The organism is Aquamicrobium segne (assembly GCF_042656785.1).
GTDB lineage: Bacteria > Pseudomonadota > Alphaproteobacteria > Rhizobiales > Rhizobiaceae > Mesorhizobium > Mesorhizobium segne.
This window is the reverse complement of sequence record NZ_JBHSLL010000012.1, coordinates 153,673-173,579: the sequence shown is the minus strand read 5'-3', so window position 1 is coordinate 173,579 and position 19,907 is coordinate 153,673. Positions and strand designations below refer to the sequence as shown.

19 protein-coding genes are annotated in these 19,907 nt (G+C 55.5%); 13 read left to right on the top strand and 6 right to left on the bottom strand.

The annotated features are described in order from the left end of the window. Window position 1 precedes the first annotated feature (1 nt). The 5 genes from ACFPLB_RS03960 to rpsT all read left to right on the top strand — a co-directional run bounded on the left by ACFPLB_RS03960 (window position 2) and on the right by rpsT (window position 4,096). A complete protein-coding gene (locus ACFPLB_RS03960; protein ID WP_378227996.1) occupies window positions 2-604 on the top strand; it encodes a TadE/TadG family type IV pilus assembly protein in 603 nt (200 codons plus the stop codon). A gap of 112 nt (window positions 605-716) precedes the next feature. Next, window positions 717-1,958, top strand: coding sequence for a phosphopentomutase (locus tag ACFPLB_RS03955; protein ID WP_378227994.1), 1,242 nt, complete (start codon window positions 717-719; stop codon window positions 1,956-1,958). After that, window positions 1,951-2,832: a bifunctional DNA-formamidopyrimidine glycosylase/DNA-(apurinic or apyrimidinic site) lyase gene (gene mutM, locus ACFPLB_RS03950; protein ID WP_378227993.1), complete on the top strand. Its 882-nt coding sequence runs from the start codon at window positions 1,951-1,953 to the stop codon at window positions 2,830-2,832. Before ACFPLB_RS03955 ends, mutM begins: the two co-directional genes overlap by 8 nt. Window positions 2,833-2,864: 32 nt before the next feature. Further along, the gene (locus ACFPLB_RS03945; protein WP_378227991.1) at window positions 2,865-3,638 is read left to right on the top strand and encodes an enoyl-CoA hydratase; all 774 of its coding nucleotides are present in this window, start codon (window positions 2,865-2,867) and stop codon (window positions 3,636-3,638) included. Between the two features lie 191 nt (window positions 3,639-3,829). After that, window positions 3,830-4,096, top strand: coding sequence for a 30S ribosomal protein S20 (gene rpsT / locus ACFPLB_RS03940; RefSeq protein ID WP_378227990.1), 267 nt, complete (start codon window positions 3,830-3,832; stop codon window positions 4,094-4,096). A 347-nt stretch (window positions 4,097-4,443) separates the two neighbouring features. Here the strand turns inward: rpsT and ACFPLB_RS03935 are convergent, their stop codons facing one another. After that, a complete protein-coding gene (locus ACFPLB_RS03935) occupies window positions 4,444-4,944 on the bottom strand; it encodes a hypothetical protein (protein WP_378227989.1) in 501 nt (166 codons plus the stop codon). A 124-nt stretch (window positions 4,945-5,068) separates the two neighbouring features. Between ACFPLB_RS03935 and dnaA the strand changes: the two genes are divergently transcribed. The 4 genes from dnaA to ACFPLB_RS03915 all read left to right on the top strand — a co-directional run bounded on the left by dnaA (window position 5,069) and on the right by ACFPLB_RS03915 (window position 10,125). Then, window positions 5,069-6,616, top strand: a complete 1,548-nt coding sequence (gene dnaA, locus ACFPLB_RS03930; RefSeq protein ID WP_378227987.1) for a chromosomal replication initiator protein DnaA — start codon at window positions 5,069-5,071, stop codon at window positions 6,614-6,616. Window positions 6,617-6,909: 293 nt separating this feature from the next. After that, on the top strand, window positions 6,910-8,028 hold the full coding sequence (dnaN, locus tag ACFPLB_RS03925; RefSeq protein WP_378227985.1) for a DNA polymerase III subunit beta: 1,119 nt from the start codon (window positions 6,910-6,912) through the stop codon (window positions 8,026-8,028). A 32-nt stretch (window positions 8,029-8,060) separates the two neighbouring features. Beyond that, complete coding sequence (gene recF, locus ACFPLB_RS03920) at window positions 8,061-9,230, top strand: DNA replication/repair protein RecF (RefSeq protein ID WP_378227983.1); 1,170 nt, start codon at window positions 8,061-8,063, stop codon at window positions 9,228-9,230. Between the two features lie 127 nt (window positions 9,231-9,357). Next, entirely contained in the window at window positions 9,358-10,125 is a 768-nt protein-coding gene (locus ACFPLB_RS03915; RefSeq protein WP_378227981.1) for a molybdopterin-synthase adenylyltransferase MoeB, read from the top strand. Window positions 10,126-10,139: 14 nt separating this feature from the next. On the opposite strand, the gene ACFPLB_RS03910 is transcribed toward ACFPLB_RS03915, so the two are convergent. After that, complete coding sequence (locus tag ACFPLB_RS03910; RefSeq protein WP_378227980.1) at window positions 10,140-11,141, bottom strand: 2-hydroxyacid dehydrogenase; 1,002 nt, start codon at window positions 11,139-11,141, stop codon at window positions 10,140-10,142. A 556-nt stretch (window positions 11,142-11,697) separates the two neighbouring features. Between ACFPLB_RS03910 and ACFPLB_RS03905 the strand changes: the two genes are divergently transcribed. Then, window positions 11,698-12,261 carry an SH3 domain-containing protein gene (locus ACFPLB_RS03905; RefSeq protein ID WP_378227978.1) on the top strand — a complete coding sequence of 188 codons (564 nt, stop codon included), beginning with the start codon at window positions 11,698-11,700 and terminating at the stop codon, window positions 12,259-12,261. A 110-nt stretch (window positions 12,262-12,371) separates the two neighbouring features. On the opposite strand, the gene irrA is transcribed toward ACFPLB_RS03905, so the two are convergent. Then, the gene (gene irrA / locus ACFPLB_RS03900) at window positions 12,372-12,794 is read right to left on the bottom strand and encodes an iron response transcriptional regulator IrrA (protein WP_378227976.1); all 423 of its coding nucleotides are present in this window, start codon (window positions 12,792-12,794) and stop codon (window positions 12,372-12,374) included. A gap of 462 nt (window positions 12,795-13,256) precedes the next feature. Here irrA and fabA point away from each other — a divergent pair, with 462 nt between their 5' ends. The 3 genes from fabA to fabI are packed head-to-tail and all read left to right on the top strand — an operon-like array spanning window position 13,257 to window position 15,856. Continuing rightward, a complete protein-coding gene (gene fabA / locus ACFPLB_RS03895) occupies window positions 13,257-13,772 on the top strand; it encodes a 3-hydroxyacyl-[acyl-carrier-protein] dehydratase FabA (RefSeq protein WP_378227975.1) in 516 nt (171 codons plus the stop codon). Window positions 13,773-13,814: 42 nt separating this feature from the next. Next, window positions 13,815-15,035: a beta-ketoacyl-ACP synthase I gene (gene fabB, locus ACFPLB_RS03890; protein WP_378227973.1), complete on the top strand. Its 1,221-nt coding sequence runs from the start codon at window positions 13,815-13,817 to the stop codon at window positions 15,033-15,035. Between the two features lie 11 nt (window positions 15,036-15,046). After that, entirely contained in the window at window positions 15,047-15,856 is an 810-nt protein-coding gene (fabI, locus tag ACFPLB_RS03885) for an enoyl-ACP reductase FabI (protein ID WP_378227972.1), read from the top strand. Window positions 15,857-15,978: 122 nt separating this feature from the next. Here fabI and ACFPLB_RS03880 read toward each other — a convergent pair whose 3' ends face one another. The 3 genes from ACFPLB_RS03880 to rpsO form a co-directional block, all read right to left on the bottom strand. After that, complete coding sequence (locus ACFPLB_RS03880) at window positions 15,979-16,983, bottom strand: class I SAM-dependent methyltransferase (RefSeq protein ID WP_378227970.1); 1,005 nt, start codon at window positions 16,981-16,983, stop codon at window positions 15,979-15,981. A 119-nt stretch (window positions 16,984-17,102) separates the two neighbouring features. Next, window positions 17,103-19,244 (bottom strand): polyribonucleotide nucleotidyltransferase, encoded by a 2,142-nt coding sequence (gene pnp, locus ACFPLB_RS03875; protein WP_378227968.1) that lies wholly within the window; start codon window positions 19,242-19,244, stop codon window positions 17,103-17,105. A gap of 275 nt (window positions 19,245-19,519) precedes the next feature. Then, on the bottom strand, window positions 19,520-19,789 hold the full coding sequence (gene rpsO, locus ACFPLB_RS03870; protein WP_378227967.1) for a 30S ribosomal protein S15: 270 nt from the start codon (window positions 19,787-19,789) through the stop codon (window positions 19,520-19,522). Between the last annotated feature and the right edge of the window lie 118 nt (window positions 19,790-19,907).

Genomic DNA, 19,907 nt, shown 5'->3' with positions numbered 1-19,907 from the left:
CATGATCACTTCATTTGCAACACGCATTACAGCCTTCATTCACAACCACAAGGGCGTTGCGGCCGTCGAATTTGCCCTCATCGCCCCTATCTTGCTGATCTTGTATTTCATGACGATAGAAACCGTTCAGGGAATTGAGACCAACCGGCGGCTGGGCCGCCTTGGCACCATGGTGGCAGATCTTGTCGGCCAACAGGACCAGTTGTCAGCCTCCGTCTTGAAAGACATCATCCAGATCACCGAGGCAACGATGCGGCCCTATAGCCGCTCCACACCGGAAGTCACGGTCAGCGCCATTCAGATCGGCAGCGAGCGGCAAGGCGCCATTCCCCGGATCGTCTGGTCCGGCAAGGTCAACAGCAGTGGAAATTATGTCAAAGCCCTTGCTGCGGGATCAACGGTTTCTGTTCCGGCAGTCTTGAAAACCGGGGACAGCTTTTTGATCAGAGTGGAAAGCAGGCTCAATTATTTTCCCATTCTGCTCTGGCCCCGCGATGGCAATACGGCTGCTGGCCCGTCCGGCTTTTTTACCGGCCTCAAGATGACAGAGATCAATTATGCAAGGCCGCGCATCAGGCGTGAAATTGCCTGCCCGACATGCTAGAGCATTTTTTATTTTCACGAAAAACCAACAAAATGCTCTAAGCTCCTGTTTTAACCGCATTTGTACGACGTCAGATGATTCCATCTGCCTGCAAAATGCTCAAAAGGCTGCAATGGCGCGCGCATTCATCTTTGTTCTGGATTCATTTGGTGTTGGCGGCGCGGCTGACGCGGCTGAATTTGGTGATGAAGGCGCCAATACTTTTGCTCACATCGCCAATGCCTGCCGCGCCAATCTTGCCAATCGCCCCGGTCTGCGCTCAGGGCGATTGAACGTGCCGCATATGGTTTCGCTTGGGCTTGGAAAAGCTGCCCAAACCTCCACCGGCTATGAATTTGAAACACCCCCATCGCCTGTTTTGGCTTCCGCATTTTTCGGTGCCGCCCAGGAAGTTTCCAGCGGCAAGGACACCCCTTCAGGCCATTGGGAAATTGCTGCCCTGCCCCAGCATTTCGGCTGGGGGCGGTTTCCTGACACAATTCCGGCTTTTCCAGACGCGCTGACCTCAGCCATGATCTTGCAAGGACAGGTTCCGGGCATTTTAGGCAATTGCCATGCCGATGGCATGGCCATCATCCAGCAATTTGGCGCCCAACATATCCTGACCGGCAAACCCATCTGCTACACTTCGGTTGATTCCGTCCTGCAAATTGCCGCCCACGAGGAGCATTTCGGGCTGGAGCGTCTTTATGATTTCTGTGTGCTGGTGCGCCGTTTGTGCGATCCGCTTAAAATCGGGCGCGTCATTGCCCGCCCCTTTAGCGGTGATCATCCAAAAAACTTCAGACGCACATCAAACCGGCGTGATTATGCCGTTACGCCGCCAGAGCCAACATTGCTCGACCGTGTGACCCAGGCGCAAGGTCAGGTGCTCGCCATTGGCAAGATCGGCGATATTTTTGCCCATCGCGGCATCACCAGACTGCGCAAGGCGGCAGGCAATATGGCCATGTTCGATCAGGCATTGGAAGCAATGGACGAGGCGCAAGACAATGATCTGGTTTTTGCCAATTTTGTCGATTTCGATACCGAATATGGCCATCGCCGCGACCCAACCGGCTATGCAGCAGCCCTTGAAGCCTTTGACCGACGCCTGCCTGAAGCGCTGGCGCGGTTGAAATCCGGGGACCTGTTCCTGCTCACCGCCGACCATGGCAATGACCCGACATGGCACGGCACCGACCACACACGCGAGCAGATCCCCATCATGGGGCTTGCGCCCGGTCTGGCTGGCGGCCATGTGGGGCTGCGCTCCAGTTTTGCCGATATAGGCGAAACGGTAGCTGAACATCTTGGCCTTGCGCCGGGAAAATATGGCAACTCCTTTTACACACAAATTGGTGGCCATGCCTGAACTGCCCGAAGTCGAAACCGTCCGGCGCGGCTTGCAGCCTGTTTTGGAAGGTGCGCGTATCCTCAAGGCCGAGGCGCGGCGGCCCAATTTGCGCTTTTTCTTTCCTGAAAACTTTTCTGAGCAGTTGAACGGACGCCTCATCACCGCCATTGGCCGCCGCGCCAAATATCTGATCCTGCATATCGAGGACGGGCCTGCCCTTCTCTGTCATCTTGGCATGTCGGGATCGTTTCGCATTGAAGAACAGACTGCACCCGGCCATTTTCATTCAGACCACAGCCAAAATGAAGCGCATGACCATGCGGTCTTTGAGGTGATGTCCAGATCACAGATCCCGCATCGCATCATCTATAATGATCCACGCCGGTTCGGTTTCATGCTGTTTTGTCAAACAATTCCAGATGAACACCCGATGCTGAAAAATCTTGGCGTGGAACCAACCGGCAATGCGCTCAGCGCCGACCTGCTGGCCACACTGTTTCACAACCGCAAGGCTCCATTAAAAGCTGCCCTGCTCGACCAGCGCCTGATTGCCGGTCTTGGTAATATCTATGTGTGTGAAGCGCTGTGGCGGGCGGGCCTTTCGCCATTAAGGGCCGCCGGTACAATTGCCACATCAGGGCGCAAACCAGCCCAACAGCGCGAAAGGCTGGCGCAATCAATCCGCGCCGTCATTGCAGACGCCATTGCCGCTGGCGGCTCGTCCTTGCGCGATTATAAACACACCGATGGCTCGCTCGGCTATTTTCAACACAGTTTTGCCGTCTATGATCGCGAGAAAAAACCCTGCCTTGCCCCCGGCTGCCATGGCATCATTGAACGCATTGTACAAAGCGGCCGCTCGACCTTTTATTGCCGCGCCTGTCAGAAATAACCGGCCCCAAAATCCTTCAGGAGAAAGCTCCCATGTCTTATGAAAACATCCTCGTCGAGACCCGCGGCAAGGTGGGGCTGATCACACTCAACCGGCCACAAGCGCTGAATGCGCTGAACTCTGCCGTTCTGGGTGAATTGCTGGTCGCCACAAAAGCCTTCGATGCCGATGATTCCATTGGCGCCATTGTGCTGACCGGCTCGGAAAAAGCCTTTGCAGCCGGCGCCGACATCAAGGAAATGCAGTCCAAAACCTATGTAGATGCCTATCTTGGTGACCTGCTTTCAGGCTGGGATGATTTTGCCCGCACCCGCAAGCCGATCATTGCCGCAGTGGCCGGTTATGCGCTGGGCGGCGGCTGCGAACTGGCCATGATGTGCGATTTCATCATTGCCGGTGACAATGCAAAATTCGGCCAGCCGGAAATTACGCTTGGCATCATGCCCGGCATGGGCGGTTCACAGCGGCTGACCCGTTTTGTCGGCAAATCAAAAGCCATGGATATGTGCCTGACCGGGCGCATGATGGATGCGCAAGAGGCCGAACGCTCCGGTCTGGTGTCACGCATTGTGCCAGTCGGTGAGCTTGTTGAGGAGGCGTTAAAGGCGGCTGCCAAAATTGCCAGCTTCTCCTTGCCCGCCATCCTCATGAACAAGGAAGCGGTCAATCGCGCCTATGAGATGTCCCTGACGGAAGGCTTGCGATTCGAACGGCGCATCTTCCACTCCCTGTTTGCGCTGGAAGACCAGAAAGAAGGCATGGCTGCCTTTGCAGAAAAGCGCAAGCCGGAGTTTCGCAACAAATAAGACCGGCAAACCCACCCAAAACTACACTTTGCCACCCAAAATCATAGTTTGAATACGGCTTGCAATTGACGGATTATGAAAGCTGACTTATAAGCCGCCCAACTGTGGTGGCCCAACGGCTGCCCAATTGTTATTGCGTTTTGCGGGCAACCGCGCGCATTCACCTGTTCAAGATCAAAAAGAGAGGCAATATGGCCAACACTCCATCGGCCAAGAAGGCTACGCGCAAAATTGCTTACCGCACCGCGGTCAACAAGGATCGTCGCTCGCGCGTTCGCACCTATGTGCGCAAGGTCGAAGAAGCTCTGGCCGTTGGTGACAAGGCCGCTGCTGAAGCTGCATTCAAGAATGCTCAGCCTGAGTTGATGCGCGCCGTTTCCAAGGGTGTCTTTCATAAGAACACGGCTTCACGCAAGGTTTCGCGTCTGGCACAGCGCCTCAAGGCCCTGTCAGCCTGAACACCTGCCTAAAGCCTGTCTCTCGAACTTAAGAATCAGTTTCGAGATAAAGACATGCATATAGATAAAAATTCAAAGCACTGTGCGTCCTGCCGGGCACACAGTGCTTTATCTGTTTTGTAGCCGCATTTGTGCGCTGCCGGACGAAACCGTCTGTGCTCACAAAGCGCTTAAATGTTAACGCAGCCATCAGAATTTTAAAAAGCTCGGCATTCGTGCCGGGTTTTCTTATGACCTTGGTCATTCACGATTTTCGCTGGCTATCCCCACCTGCCAGCCACACCCTGGCCCTGCACTTTTTTACCATCTATATACACCTTGGGTTGTATTGACAATTGCTCAAAATCTCAACCCGGGTGATCAAAAACCATTCCTTTACAATCGCTTGAAACATGCTCATCCACAGGCTGTGCACAATCGTGCACTCCGAAGGGGAACAACCTCATGTCAAGCGAAATATTAAAAAAAAGAATCTTACCAGACTGCGTTTTGTGACTCTGACGAAAAGAGTTTGAATCCCAATGGCTTTGATGAAAACCAGCAGAGAGGGCAGCACTTTTGAGGGCAATTTGGTAACCAGATTCGTTAAAAAGCAGTAAGACCTGCCCTTGCTCTTTCCACAACGTTTTCGGTAGTGTCTTTTTATCGAAAGGGACAGGCGCCAAGCCCTCGACCCAATCAAGCACAGGCAGAGTTGACCGCACGAACCCGTGTTCGTGAAATGGTTGGTATCGCTTTCGATACTGGTAGGGGACCAGTTCATTGTATGGCATGTCCAGGTTTGACCGGCTTTGCGCCGGGCGGCTTGCTTTGCCCTGCGCACAGCTTCCCTGCTGGGGATGGGCCAAAAATGGCACAGCTCCAGCGAGCCTCCTTGTTGCGTGGCCCAAATGGCCCCACCGGGGATTTTGAGAATTAAGACCGTCACGGGCAATACGCTCCGACGTGAAATGCAGAACTAGGGATCACGAAATGCAGAGTGGCATGGGCAGGAAACTTGGCGATTTACCTTTCGAGAACAAGGCGGCCAAAGAACATGACATGACAACTCTCGACGAGGCTGATCACAAGTTTGAACGGGTCAAGTCCCAGCTTAAGGCCCGCCTTGGGCCAGAGGTCTATTCAAGCTGGTTTGGGCGCATGAAACTGGCCGAAGCCTCGAAGGGCGTTGTGCGCATTTCCGTTCCCACCGCCTTCCTGCGCTCCTGGATCAATGGCCATTATCTCAATCAGATCGTGGAATTGTGGAAAGAAGAAGACCCCGGCATTCTCAAGGTTGAAATCATTGTGCGCTCGGCCGCCCGCCCGGTCCGTGCCAGTATTGAGGTAGAGGCACAAAGCCGCCCAGTGCCGCACCAGTCTCAAACCGCCCTTGCCTCGACCATGACGCCCAACGGAACCGGTTCAGGCAAAGCCGAACAGACGCCATTTCAGCGCTCAGTCCCTCCACAGACCGAATTCCGGCACAATGTGCTGGGCTCCCCCCTTGATGCCCGCTACACATTTGCCTCCTTTGTAGAGGGGCCATCCAACCGTGTTGCCTTTGCCGCAGCCCAGGCCGTTGCCGAATCGCACTCCAGCGCCGTGCGTTTCAACCCGCTGTTTCTCCATGCCACGGTTGGCCTTGGCAAAACCCATCTGTTGCAGGCAATCGCAGCAGAAGCACTGCACCAGAACCCGAAGTCGCGCGTTGTCTATCTGACGGCTGAATATTTCATGTGGCGCTTTGCCACCGCCATCCGCGACAACAATGCGCTGACGCTGAAAGAACAGCTTCGCGACATTGACCTCCTGATCATTGATGACATGCAGTTCTTGCAAGGCAAGTCGATCCAGCATGAGTTCTGCCATCTCATCAACATGCTGCTGGACAGCGCAAGGCAGGTGGTGGTCGCCGCCGACCGGCCGCCTTCCGAACTTGAATCGCTGGAGCCGCGGGTTCGCTCACGCCTCAATGGCGGCGTTGCCCTTGAAATGTCATCACCGGACCTGCCCATGCGCCTGTCCATGCTGCAACAGCGGCTGACGGCAGCCCAGGCTGAAGACGCGGCCATCGACATTTCCAGCGAGGTTCTGGAACATGTGGCGCGCACGGTTACCGGCAGCGGCCGCGAGCTTGAGGGCGCCTTCAACCAGCTTCTGTTTCGTCAGTCTTTCGAGCCGCAGATCACGGTTGATCGCATTGACGAGATTTTGGGCCATATCTACCGCGCTGGTGAGCCCAAGCGGGTGCGCATTGAAGACATTCAGCGCATTGTTGCGCGCCATTACAATGTATCGCGCACAGAACTGCTTTCCAGTCGCCGCACACGCACCATCGTCAAGCCACGCCAGGTGGCCATGTATCTTTCCAAGGTGATGACGCCGCGTTCCCTGCCTGAAATCGGGCGGCGCTTCGGCGGGCGCGACCACACTACTGTGCTGCACGCAGTCCGAAAGATCGAAGGTCTGTCCGACAATGACAATACTCTGGCACAGGAACTGGAACTGTTGAGGCGGCTGATCAACGATCAGGCCTGAAACATTTTGCGAGCCTAGATGGCGCCATCTGGCCTCGTATAAATGCGGCCAAAACAAGAGCCTGGAGCCTATTTCCCAAACCGGGGCCCGTCTTGGGACAAATGCAGGGCATGATGCAGATTTCATGCCCTGTGCAGAGACAAAATCAGTGATCAATTCCCCTTCGGACTTGCTTTCAGGCTGGTTTTCCTGTCAGTTTGCCTCCCCTGTTCCAGTGCGTCTTTTTTGCCTGCCCGGGCAAGATATGGCACACCGGAACCCTGCTTTCATTCTTCAAGCGAGCCTGTTTCGTCATGCGTGTTATTCTGGAACGGTCGAACCTCCTCAAATCCCTCAGCCACATCCACCGTGTGGTTGAGCGGCGCAACACCATTCCAATCCTGTCCAATGTCCTGCTTTCCACCGATGGCGCAAGCCTTGAAATGAAAGCCACTGACCTTGATCTGGAAATGACAGAGGCAACACCGGCGCGCATCGAGCAGCCGGGGGCGACCACGGTTCCGGCCCATCTGCTTTATGATATTGTGCGCAAGCTCTCCGACGGTGCAGAAGTCATGCTGAAAACCGATGAGGACGGTGCAGCCATGACCGTCACCTCCGGGCGCTCATCCTTCCGGCTTCAGTGCCTGCCGCAATCGGATTTCCCCGAACTTTCAGCCGGTACTTTTCCGCATATTTTCCGGCTGGATTCTTCGGCTCTGAAGGGGCTGATCGACAAGACCCAGTTTGCCATTTCCACCGAAGAGACCCGCTATTATCTCAATGGTATTTTCCTGCATGCCCATGAGGCCGACGGCAAGCTGAAGCTGCGCTCGGTAGCTACCGACGGACACCGGCTGGCGCGCGCCGAGATCGATGCTCCGGCAGGCTCGGAAGACATGCCCGGCATCATCATTCCGCGCAAAACGGTGGGCGAGTTGCAAAAGCTGCTCGATACGCCTGATGTGGCAGTCGCAATTGAACTTTCCGACACCAAGATCCGTTTCACCATCGGCTCTGTGGTGCTGACCTCCAAACTTATTGACGGCACGTTTCCTGACTATCAGCGCGTCATTCCAACCGGCAATGACAAGCGCCTTGTCATTGACCGCCAGAGCTTTGCAGCCGCGGTTGACCGCGTTTCCACAATCTCTTCCGAGCGCGGGCGCGCTGTCAAACTGTCGATCAGCGACGGTCAGATCACGCTGGCTGTCAACAATCCCGACTCGGGAAGCGCCACCGAAGAGCTGGTTGCCGACTATTCATCAGAGCCGATCGAGATCGGCTTTAATGCGCGCTATCTGCTTGATGTCGCCAGCCAGCTCAGCAGCGGTGATGCTGAATTCATGCTGGCCGATGCCGGTTCTCCCACCCTTATTCGCGACACCAGCGATGAAAATGCACTTTATGTGCTGATGCCGATGCGGGTCTGACCGCATCGCATTGCGGTTTGCGATGCCTGCCCATGGAAACGATTTGCGGTCCCTATATCAGTCGGCTGACGCTGACCAATTATCGTAATTATGTATCGCTCTCGCTGGCGCTCAAACCGGGGCTGGTGGTGCTCAGCGGCGATAATGGCGCTGGCAAGACCAATCTTTTGGAAGCCATTTCCCTGCTGGCTCCGGGACGGGGCCTGCGCCGCGCACCCTATGCCGATGTGGCGCATAATGGCGGCGATGGCGGCTTTACGCTCCATGCAAGGCTCGACGGGTCGCAAGGCGAGGTTGATATCGGCACCGGCCTGATGGCGGCAGATGGCGGCGAAGGCGGACGCCGGGTCCGCATTAATGGCGCGCCTGCGCGCAACGCCGATGAATTGCTGCAATGGCTGCGCGTCATATGGCTGACCCCTGCCATGGACACGCTGTTTACCGGGCCAGCAGGCGAGCGCCGCCGCTTTCTTGACCGGCTGGTTCTGAGCATTGATTCTGCCCATGGCCAGCGCGCCTTGACCTATGAACGGGCCATGCGCGGCCGCAACCGGCTGCTGGCCGAGAATTCACGCGACAGCGCATGGTTTGAGGCGATTGAAACACAGCTTGCCGAAACGGGGGTGGCCATTGCTGCTGCGCGCACCGAACTGGTGCGGCTGCTGATTGCCAAGATCGAGCAATTGCCCGGTGATGGCCCCTTCCCGCAGGCTGACATTACCCTTGCTGGTGAACTGGAAACACAAATCGACACCATGCCAGCCGTGGATGTAGAGGAAGCTTTTCGCCACAGGCTGGCGACAGAGCGCGAGCGTGACCGCATGGCGGGGCGCACACTCACAGGCCCGCACCGCTCAGACCTCATCGTGCGTCACCGGCCCAAATCCATGCCGGCCGAACTGTGCTCCACCGGCGAGCAAAAGGCATTGCTGGTTGGCCTGATTTTGTCTCACGCCAGATTGACGGGTGAAATTTCAGGCCTGTCGCCCATCCTGTTGCTGGATGAAATTGCAGCCCATCTTGATCCGGGTCGGCGTGCCGCCCTGTTTTCCATTCTGGAGGACATGAATTGTCAGGCTTTCATGACCGGCACCGATGCGGCCTTGTTTTCCAGTCTGGAAGGCCGTGCCCAGTTTTTAAGCGTCGATCATGGAACCATTAAAGCATGTCGCGATCTTTCAGATTCACGCGACACGCTTTAAATTTTTGTTATTACGCATGTCTTTACCCCGAAACTGGTTCCCGGTTCGGGAGACAGGCTTTAGCACCATTGACTGAATAAACATGTTTGTGGCGTGACGCCGTCACCCAACATGGTAATCTGTCTTCATGAAGACCCTTCCGTCCCTGACCGATGATGAAATTGAACGCTATGCGCGCCATATTGTGCTGCCTGAAATTGGCGGCACCGGTCAGCGCAGGCTGAAAGCAGCGCGTGTACTGGTCGTGGGGGCTGGCGGACTTGGCGCGCCGGTTCTGGCCTATCTGGCCGCAGCAGGTGTGGGCACGCTTGGAATCATCGACGATGACGAGGTGTCGCTGTCCAACCTGCAACGACAGATTATTCACGGCACCACATCGCTGGGCCGCTCAAAGGCTGAAAGCGCCCGGGACGCAATTTTGCGCATCAACCCGCATGTTCAGGTCAAACTGCATCAATTGCGCCTGACCCCGCAAAATGCGCCCGCTCTCATTGCCAGCTATGATCTGATCATCGACGGCACCGATAATTTTGCCACGCGCTTTGCCGTGGCCGATGCTTGTGAACAGGAAAAGCGGCCACTGGTTCATGCCGCAGTCGGGCGTTTTGACGGATCACTGACCGTGCTCAAGCCTTTTGAGACAAATGCTGCCGGTGAGCCCAACCCTTCTTATCGGGATCTGTTTCCCGCACCACCGCCAGACGGCCTTGTACCCTCTTGTGCGGCAGCCGGAGTGGTTGGTGCACTGGTCGGTGTGATGGGAACCTTGCAGGCGATGGAAGCCATCAAGCTGATTACCAAAATTGGCACACCACTGGTGGGCAGGCTTTTGCTTTATGATGCGCTGGCAGCACGCTTCGACACCATTTCCTACAAGCACCAAGGCAGATCATAACATAAGTCCAGACTCTAAACCCGTGTTGGAATCACCCTGTCTGGCGGGCGATGGCCATCGCAAAAGGCACGGATATTGATGATGACTTTCTCACCCATATCAATGCGCCCCTCCAGCGTGGCCGAACCCATATGCGGCAAAAGCACGGCCTTGCCGCTTGTCGCCAGCCGGATCAGTTCTGGATTGACCGCTGGCTCATTTTCGTAAACATCAAGCCCTACACCGGCAAGTTTTCCGCCGTCCAGCGCCTTTACCAGCGCCTCTTCATCAATCAAATCGCCACGGGCGGTGTTGACCAGATAGGCGCTGGGCTGCATCAGCGCCAATCGACGCGCCGATAAAAGATGATAGGTGGCCGGGGTTGACGGGCAATTGACCGAAATAATGTCCATGCGCGCCAGCATCTGGTCGAGGCTTTCCCAATAGGTAGCCTCCAGCTCATCTTCCAGCGCACCCATAACACGGTGGCGATTGTGATAATGGATGGACAGGCCAAAAGCCTTGGCGCGCCGGGCAACTGCCGCTCCAATGCGCCCCATGCCGACAATACCCAGCCGCTTGCCCCATATGCGCCGCCCCAGCATCCAGGTTGGCGACCACCCGGCCCATTTCCTGCCTTCAGGCAAAATGGAAGCGCCTTCCGTCAGCCGCCGCGGCACCGATAAAATCAGCGCCATGGTCATGTCAGCCGTGTCTTCAGTCAAAACACCGGGTGTATTGGTCACCGTAATGCCTCTGGCGCTGGCGGCTGCCACATCGATTTTTTCAGTGCCATTGCCGAAATTGGCAATCAGTTTGAAATTTTCTCCAGCCTCGGCAATCACCGAGGCATCAATCGTATCGGCAACCGTTGGTACCAAAACATCGGCTTGCCTGACGGCCTCCATCAGTTCTGCCCGGCTCATGGGCCGGTCTTCAACATTGAGGCGGGCATCAAACAGTTCACGCATCCGCGTCTCGATCAGATCCGGCAGCTTGCGCGTGATGACAACAAGAGGCTTTTTCCTGCCGGTCATATTTACCCCGATCCCGGTTAGAACATTTTTTATTGCCGGATAAAAATATCCAGCCTCGCACATATGCGGCGAAAATCAGAATTTAAAGCATGGCAAATGAAACTGAAAGCTCATGAATGCTTTAGGGTCAGGACCTGTTAATTTGTTTAGAATGGTGTGAGGTCATTTGGTTGGATACGAGAAGAAAAGGCGCAGGAAATGTGAACATTTTCAAGGCTTTTCGACGCCGTTGCCGACCAAATGGACCACATCCAAAGGACGCTGAAACGGCTTCAAACTGCCACGTCGAAGTCCTCGGTCGATAAAAACACATCGACCATTGGACTTCTCCTTGCATTTTCTTGCCGTTTCAAGCGCCATTCTGATCAAATTAGCAGATCCTGACCCTAATGTTGAGACCTCTTTAACCAAGACCGGCGAAACTGCAAACTGGTCGCAAGGTCTGGCAAATTCCATCCACCGAAGATGGATCAAGCCAAACTTGCGCAAACAAAGAAAAAGGCGTCGAGCTTCAGCTCCTGCCCATTCAATAAAAAAACCTTGCAAGGGAACAAAAGTGTCCGGTTTCGTGTCGTTTGGTCTTCGCCATCTTCTTTTGGGGGCTGCTTTTCTGGCTCTGACCATTCCCCAGCTTGCCAGCATTGCCCCTGCCGGTGCACAGGCCCAGGCTACACAATTGGGCCCCAGCGGCCTGCCCCTGCCGCGTTTCGTCAGTCTCAAATCAGCCCGCGTCAATTCCCGCGTCGGGCCGGGCACCAATTATTCGGTGGACTGGATGTATACCAAGGCTGGCCTGCCGATGGAAATCATTCAGGAATATGACAATTGGCGGCGGGTGCGCGATGCAGAAGGCGCAGAAGGCTGGATCAATCAATCCCTGCTTTCAGGCAAACGCACGGCAATCATTGCCCCATGGCAGCGCGGCAAGGAGATGAAAATCAACCTTTTGCGCCGTCCTTTGGAAGGCGCGCAGACCGTTGCCATATTGGAGCCCGGCGTTATCGGCACCATCAAATCCTGTGACGGGCAATGGTGCGAACTAAGCTTTGGCGGACATTCGGGCTGGCTTGGCCAGTCGCTTGTCTGGGGCGCTTATCCGGGTGAAAAGGTGAAGGATTAAAGCATGTCGTAATCTTTCAGATTCACGAGATTGCTTTAAATCTTTGTTTTTACGCGTGTCTTTATCTCGAAACTGGTTCTTAAGTTCGGGAGACAGGCTTTGAACCCGGTTCAAACCGCTTTGGGGCGCAGCCGGATGACAATATCAATATTGGCAATTTCCATGCCGTCCGGCGGCCTGGGCAAATTATTGACCGTCATGGCCTCACCTTCCACATCAAAAATGCGGTTCTCGCCTTCGATGTAAAAGTGATGATGGTCAGAGGTGTTGGTATCAAAATAGGTTTTTGAACCCTCGACCGCCAGAATCCGTAAAAGCCCGGCTTCGGTAAATTGATGCAGCGAATTATAGACAGTGGCAAGCGAGACCGGCACACCGGCTTCCAGCGCTTCCTCATGCAGTTCTTCAGCCGACAAATGGCGGTCGCCCTTGGCAAACAGCAGCTCGGCCAGCGCTACACGTTGGCGCGTCGGCCTTAGACCGGCGTCACGAACCCGCTTATCCACAGCACTCCCCATTCTCGTCAAACTCATATTCATTAAAGCGTGTCGCAATCTTTCAGATTCACACGACCTGCTTTAAGCCTTTGTTATTACGCATGTCTTTATCCCGAAACTGGTTCTCAAGTCTCGGGAGACAGGCTTTAGAGCATTTTGTGAGCACACATGGAATTATGCCGCACAAATACTCTAGCTGCTCCAGGCTGCCTTGCTGCCTGATTCGCTTGTTTCAAACCCCGTTTTGCCTGCTTTAAACATTGTGATCCCGACAAAACAAGGACATTCAGCCACGCATGGCTACCATATGATATATTGCGTCCTGCTCTGGCGATCAATAGCGCCTCCATGCAACAGCACGCATTGACCCCGGCAAAGGGCCGCGTTAGAGCCATTTCTCGATAAAACAAGGTAAACTACGCTTTCCGGCCTGAAACGGACTGTGTTACACAAACAATAGAGCGGAGTGCCGCTCGACCTGAACGGGGAGCGCATTGAATGGCCGAACAAAAATCCAGCTATGATTATGAAGACCTGCTAAGCTGCGCCCGCGGCGAAATGTTCGGGCCGGGCAATGCCCAGCTTCCCTATCCGCCCATGCTGATGTTTGATCGCATCACCCAAATCAGTGAAACGGGCGGCGATTCCGGCAAGGGCTATATCCGTGCTGAACTCGACATCCACCGTGACCTGTGGTTTTTTCCCTGTCATTTCATCGGCGACCCGGTCATGCCCGGCTGTCTCGGCCTTGACGCCATGTGGCAATTGACCGGCTTCTTTCTCGGCTGGCTGGGTGAGTCTGGCAAGGGCCGCGCCCTTTCCACCGGCGAGGTCAAATTTACCGGCATGGTCACGCCTTCGGTCAAGAAAGTGGAATATGGCATCGACTTCAAGCGCGTCATGCGCGGTCGTCTGGTGCTGGGCATTGCCGACGGCTGGATGAAGGCCGATGGAGAAACTATCTATAAGGCCACCGACCTGAGAGTCGGCCTGTTCAAGGAAGAGGTTGCCTGATCTGTTGCAACAAACAGATTGCGCCACCATGAAGGAGCACTCATGAGACGTGTCGTTGTCACCGGCCTGGGTATTGTATCTTCCATCGGCAACAATGCTGATGAAGTGACCGCATCCCTTCGCAATGCCAGATCAGGCATCAGCTTTTCCGATTCCTTTGCCGAACACGGCTTCCGCTCGCAGGTATGGGGCGCGCCCACACTTGACCCGACCGAACTGGTGGACCGGCGCGCCATGCGCTTTCTGTCACGTGGCGGCGCATGGAACCATGTCGCCATGGAGCAGGCCATTGCCGATGCCGGGCTGGAACAGAGCGACATCACCAATGAGCGCACCGGCATCATCATGGGTTCAGGCGGGCCGTCCACACGCACCCTTGTAGAAGCTGCTGAAATTACCTTAAAAAACACCTCGCCCAAGCGCATTGGCCCCTTTGCGGTGCCAAAGGCCATGTCGTCAACCGCATCGGCCACGCTTGCCACCTGGTTCAAGATTCACGGCGTCAACTATTCGATCTCGTCGGCCTGCTCCACTTCGGCACATTGCATCGGCAATGCCACGGAGCTGATCCAATGGGGCAAACAGGATATGATCTTTGCCGGTGGTCATGAAGATCTTGAATGGTCGATGTCGAACCTGTTTGACGCCATGGGCGCCATGTCCTCCAAATATAATGACACACCAGCAACCGCCTCACGCGCCTATGACATCACCCGCGACGGTTTTGTCATTGCCGGTGGCGCAGGGGTTCTGGTTCTTGAAGAGCTGGAACACGCCAGGGCGCGCGGCGCTAAAATCTATGCCGAGATTGTCGGTTATGGCGCAACCTCAGACGGCTACGACATGGTCGCCCCCTCCGGCGAAGGCGCTGTCCGCTGCATGCGCCAGGCGCTTGCCAATGTGGAGGGCAAGGTCGATTACATCAACACTCACGGCACCTCGACACCAGTTGGCGACAGCAAGGAAATGAGCGCAATCCGCGAAGTGTTTGGCGAACACATGCCTCATATCGCCTCCACCAAATCGCTCACCGGCCATTCGCTGGGCGCTGCAGGCGTGCAGGAATCGATCTATTCGATCCTGCAGATGCAGGGCAATTTCATCGGTGAAAGTGCGCATATTGCCGAACTCGACCCGGAATTTGAAAATATGCCAGTCGTGCGCAAGCGCATTGATGACGCAAAGATCGACATTGCGCTGTCCAATTCCTTCGGCTTTGGCGGCACCAACGCGACACTGGTTTTCCAGCGCCACACTGCATAAAGGGTCCCGGAATGAACTCATTGATGAAAGGCAAGCGCGGGCTTGTCATGGGTGTTGCCAATGACCACTCCATCGCCTGGGGCATTGCACGCCAATTGGCTGCACAAGGGGCTGAACTGGCCTTCACCTATCAGGGTGAGGCTTTCGGTCGCCGCGTCAAGCCGCTGGCCGAGCAGATTGGCGCTTCGCTGCTCATTCCTTGCGATGTCGAAGACAGCGCATCAATTGCCGCTACTTTCGACACGCTGAAGGAAAAATGGGGTGGGCTGGATTTCGTCGTTCATGCCATCGGCTTTTCTGACAAGAATGAGCTAAAAGGCCTTTATGCCGACACCACGCGCGAAAATTTTGTGCGCACCATGGTGATCTCCTGCTATTCCTTCACCGAAATTGCCCGCCATGCCGCTGCCCTGATGAATGAAGGCGGCTCTTTGCTGACCCTGACCTATGCCGGCTCCGTGCGCGTCATGCCCAATTACAATGTCATGGGCGTGGCCAAGGCCGGGCTTGAGGCCAGTGTCCGCTATCTGGCCAATGATTATGGACCACGCGGCATCCGGGTTAACGGCATTTCGGCAGGTCCGGTGCGCACTCTTGCGGGCGCCGGCATTGCCGATGCGCGCTATATGTTCAATTATCAGAGCCGCAACGCGCCGCTGCGCCGCACCGTCAATCTGGACGAAATTGGCAATTCAGCGCTTTATCTGCTGTCCGACATGTCGTCTGGTGTTACCGGCGAGATCCACTATGTCGATTCGGGCTATCACATCGTTTCAATGCCGACGCTGGATGAATTGAAACAGATGGACGACAAGGACTGATATATCTGCAACTTTTTTAAGGCGATGCTCTAAGCTCTTGTTTTAGCCGCATTTGTGCGACGCCAGATATAGTCATCTGGCTGCAAAATGCTCTAAAATGCCGGATATAAGATCCGGCATTTTTATTTCCGCGCCAGAAACAGCTTGAAGCGATTATCGCCGCCAATTTCCTGCGATGAGACAAAAGCGCCAGAAAGCACGGCCTCATAGGGCAGTTGCCGGTTTGCCACCATTAGCAGCCGTCCTCCCTGCTTGAGTGCTTTGGCAGCGACTTCTATCAAGCGCTTGCCAATATCCGGTTCTGCCGCCCTGCCCTGATGAAAAGGCGGGTTCATGACGATCCAGTCATAGCGCTGTTCCACCGGTTCAGTGGTCAAATCCTGCCAAAAGAAGCGGGACGCTTGCGGCACATTGCGCCGCGCCGCCTCCAGCGCCTCAAAATCCGCCTCATAAAGATCAAGCAGGTTGATGCTGGTGGCCCGCTCCGCAACATGGGCTGCCAGAAAACCCCAACCGGCACAGAAATCAGCAATATCGCCAGAAATACCCACAGGCAGATTTTCAACCAGCAGGCGCGAACCTGCATCAACCCTGTCAAAGGAAAACATGCCGGGCGTCGTGTGAAATCGGCTTTCAACCACTACAGACGGATTATTGGCCCGCAATTTTTCTGCAACCTCCAGCGTGGCAGGCCGATGCAGCCAGAAAACAATGCCATGATATTTCGGCAGGGCGTCCACCAGCGGTATCAACCCGGCCATGCGCTTGCGCAGCGAGGCAATGCCGTTTTCCTTAAGTCCCGCCACAATGATGGTGCCGCCGGGAATAACTTGCTCCAGCGCCTGTGCAATCCATAGCTCATTCTGGCCGCGATGTCGGCCAGCCAGCACCAGCGCCATGGCGTAACCTTCGCCTTGCACCTGTGGTGTCACCTTGTGCCGGGCCAGATGCAGCGCATTGAATTGCGGACGAAACCCCTGCACGCAATGCAGATCAGCGCCAAAGCCTTGCGGCAGCCGAAAGCCCGGAACAGCGCCCAGAAACAGCACAGAACTGGCGGCACCGGGCACATCCAGCGCACCTGTTTCAAAGGGATAGAACAAAGTTTTCAAAGAATCTGACATCATAGCTGGCTGATAAAGCATTTTGCAGCCAGATGGCACCATCTGGCGTCGCATAAATGCCAAAAGAAAACGGGCGCAGATTTAAACTGCGCCCGTTTCATCTTTGAAAAATTCAGGAAAAATCAGGCGTCAGCGCCTTCGGCCTTGGCTTCCTTCGGCTGCTCCTTGCCGGTTGCCTGATCGACAACTTTCATTGACAGGCGCACCTTGCCGCGCTCGTCAAAGCCCATCAGCTTGACCCAGACCTTGTCGCCTTCCTTGACCACATCGGTGGTCTTGGCAACGCGCTGGTCGGAAAGCTGCGAGATATGGACAAGACCGTCACGCGGACCGAAGAAATTGACGAATGCACCAAAGTCAGCCGTCTTGACCACGGTGCCTTCGTAAATTTCGCCCACTTCCGGCTCGGCCACGATGGTGTGGATCCACTTCTTGGCCGCTTCGATTTCCTTGGCGCTCGACGAAGCGATCTTGACCGTGCCATCATCTTCGATGTTGATCTTGGCGCCGGTCTTTTCCACGATTTCGCGGATGACCTTGCCGCCGGAGCCGATCACGTCGCGGATCTTGTCGGTCGGTATGGTCATCACCTCGATGCGCGGCGCAAACTCGCCCAACTGACCACGGCTTTCAGAAAGCGCCTTGCTCATTTCACCCAGAATATGGAGGCGGCCGTCCCTGGCCTGATCAAGCGCGATCTGCATGATCTCTTCGGTGATGCCATCAATCTTGATGTCCATCTGCAAGGAGGTAATGCCACTATCGGTTCCTGCCACCTTGAAGTCCATGTCGCCAAGGTGATCTTCATCACCCAAAATGTCGGACAGAACCGCATAGCGCTCTTCTTCCTTGATGAGGCCCATGGCAATACCGGCAACCGGCTTTTGCAGGGGAACGCCTGCATCCATCAGCGCCAGCGAGGTGCCGCACACGGTTGCCATCGAGGACGAGCCGTTGGACTCGGTGATCTCGGAGACAACGCGCAGCGTGTAGGGAAACTGCTCGGCAGATGGCAGCATCGGGCGAATGGCGCGCCAGGCAAGCTTGCCATGGCCGATTTCACGACGACCGGGCGACCCCATACGGCCGGTTTCACCCACCGAATAGGGCGGGAAATTGTAGTGAAGGAGGAAGGTCTCCTTGTACATGCCGGTCAGTGCATCGACATATTGTTCATCTTCGCCGGTGCCCAGCGTAGCAACCACAATGGCCTGTGTCTCACCGCGGGTGAACAGGGCCGAACCATGGGTGCGCGGCAGGAGGCCGACTTCAGAGACGATGGAACGAACCGTTTTCAGGTCGCGGCCATCAATACGCGAGCCGGTATCAAGAATGTTCCAGCGCACGATCTTGGCCTGAAGATCTTTAAACACCGAAGCCACCTGCTCGGAAGCCCACTTGGCCTCTTCGCCTTCCGCGGGCGTGAATGCTGCCTTGACCTTGGCCTTGGCGGCATCAAGCGCCACATAGCGCACCTGCTTGTCGGTGATCTTGTAGGCCTCGCGCAGATCCGTCTCGGCAATGGCGAGAATTTCAGCTTCAAGCGCTGACAGATCAGCAGTCTGATGCTCACGCGGCTCCTTGGCGGCAACTTCAGCCAGCTTGATGATCGCCTCGATCACCGGCTGGAAAGCCTTCTGGCCGAAGACGACAGCACCCAGCATGATATCTTCGGGCAGTTCCTGAGCTTCCGATTCGACCATCAGAACGGCTTCGGAGGTTCCGGCAACAACCAGGTCGAGCTTTGATTCCGGCATTTCGTCGAGATGCGGGTTGAGCACATATTCGCCGTTGATATAGCCAACGCGCGCCCCGCCGATGGGCCCCATGAAAGGCACACCGGAAAGCGTCAGTGCAGCCGAAGTGGCGACGATCGACAAAATGTCGGGATCGTTTTCAAGGTCATGCTGCACGACGGTGACGACAACTTGCGTATCATTCTTGTAGCCATCGGCAAAAAGCGGGCGGATCGGGCGGTCGATCAGACGCGAAACCAGCGTCTCCTTCTCGCTCGGGCGGCCTTCGCGCTTGAAATAACCGCCGGGGATCTTGCCCGCAGCATAGGTTTTTTCCTGATAATTAACGGTCAGCGGAAAGAAATCAAAGCCGGGCTTCGGTTCTTTTGCCGAAACGACAGTGGCTAAAACCATGGTCTCGCCATAGGTGGCCAGAACAGCACCGTCAGCCTGACGGGCGATCTTGCCGGTTTCCAGAATGAGCGGACGACCGCCCCATTCGATTTCAACTTTATGTTGGTTGAACATGAATTGTCCTTCATATCGGGTCAGACCGCTATCGCTTTTTGCGATACGCTCCACACCCTTTCAGCTTGTTTCGGTCAGCCACGGGCAAGACAACGGGAGGCTCTTTAAAAAATATCCGGCCATCAATACCGGCAGAGCATCCTGCAATCCTGCCCCATGACCGTCCACGGAGCGGTTCCGGCAACCTTTTTTGCCATGGAACCTGCGGGCCAATACACAGCCCGGATGCACGACCGGCGGATGCCTTTATCAAAAGACATCCGCCGGTCAGATAGTCAGCGACGCAGTTCGAGCTTTGCGATAAGCGTCTGGTAGCGCGCCTCATTCTTGCCCTTGAGATAGTCAAGGAGGCTGCGGCGCTGCGACACGAGCGCCAGAAGACCACGGCGGGAATGGTTATCCTTCTTGTGGTCCTTGAAGTGCTCGGTCAGGTTCTTGATACGCTCGGTGAGGATGGCAACCTGCACTTCCGGAGAACCGGTATCGCCTGCAACAGTTGCAAACTGCGCCATCAATTCCTTTTTGCGTTCGGCAGTAATCGACATCGTGTTTTTCCTTATATGTTGGAGGAAACGGGACGCCTGAAGCCGGGATGTCGTCCAGCAAAGGCCATGAAAGATCGCGGCAAAATCCACGATACAGTCGCGCATATAGTGTAATCTG